The organism is Photorhabdus sp. S10-54 (assembly GCF_963878145.1).
Classification (GTDB): Bacteria; Pseudomonadota; Gammaproteobacteria; order Enterobacterales; family Enterobacteriaceae; genus Photorhabdus; species Photorhabdus kayaii.
Window position 1 is genome coordinate 1 of record NZ_CAWNXG010000155.1, and the last position, 870, is coordinate 870.

Annotated in this window: 1 protein-coding gene; it reads right to left on the reverse strand. The window is 42.9% G+C overall.

Going from position 1 to position 870, the window contains the following annotated elements; translation table 11 throughout:
• Window positions 1–30: 30 nt before the first annotated feature.
• A complete protein-coding gene (locus AACQ83_RS24260) occupies window positions 31–792 on the reverse strand; it encodes an IS5 family transposase (protein WP_112886972.1) in 762 nt (253 codons plus the stop codon).
• Window positions 793–870 lie beyond the last annotated feature (78 nt).

The following is an 870-nucleotide window of genomic DNA, read 5'->3' on the forward strand; positions in this document are numbered from 1 at the left end:
TAGGGGCTGTTTACCTTTCGGGTACATAATTTATTCAGTCCACATAGGCAGCCAGATGATGATAAAACCCAGAGCTAGCATACTGGCGTAATTACGTTCCAACTTATCGTATCTTGTTGCTATTGCACGGAAATGTTTAATTCTGGCAAACGCATTTTCCACCAAGTGGCGGTAACGATATAAACATTTATCAACACGCTTATCGGCTTTTCGACGGTTTTTCTTGTAGGGAATGACCGGCGTTGCGCCTTGTTGTTTCACGGTAAGCCTGAAGGCTTCGCTATCGTAACCCTTATCCGCAATTACAAAATCCGATGGCGGTGACTGCGACACAAGACTTTCAGCATGAACGATGTCATGTGTTTGACCACCGGAAAGCTCAAAATGCACAGGTAAACCGTCATTGTCCACGGCCAAATGGATCTTGGTTGACCGTCCCCCCCGACTTTTTCCTATTGATTCATTTTCTTTAGAAGCCGCACCTGCACTGTGTTGATGAACCCGCACAATACTGCCATCAATGAACAGCCACTCTGTATCAGAATATTCAGATAACAATTTGAAGATTAAATTAAAAATGTCTTTCTTTGCCCATTCATTAAAACGTCGAAAGACGGTATTCCATTTCCCAAATTCAGGCGGTAAATCACGCCAGCGACAACCGGTTCTCATACGGTAAAGGATACCTTCAAAGGTCAGGCAATGTTCTTCTTTGTGATAAATAAGTCCACTTTGTTGCATGAATACAGCTAGCGTATTCCATAGGGGTTTTGATAACATGGTTCTCGGCATGATGGTAAGGCATGGTTGGTTTTTGGCGAAAGCAATTATACCCAATCATCATGCTGTTCAATAATTCCTCTCAAAACG

Bases quoted from the DNA above. Each gene is read 5' to 3' on its own strand.
- AACQ83_RS24260 (WP_112886972.1), bottom strand. From the start codon at position 792: ATGCCGAGAACCATGTTATCAAAACCCCTATGGAATACGCTAGCTGTA.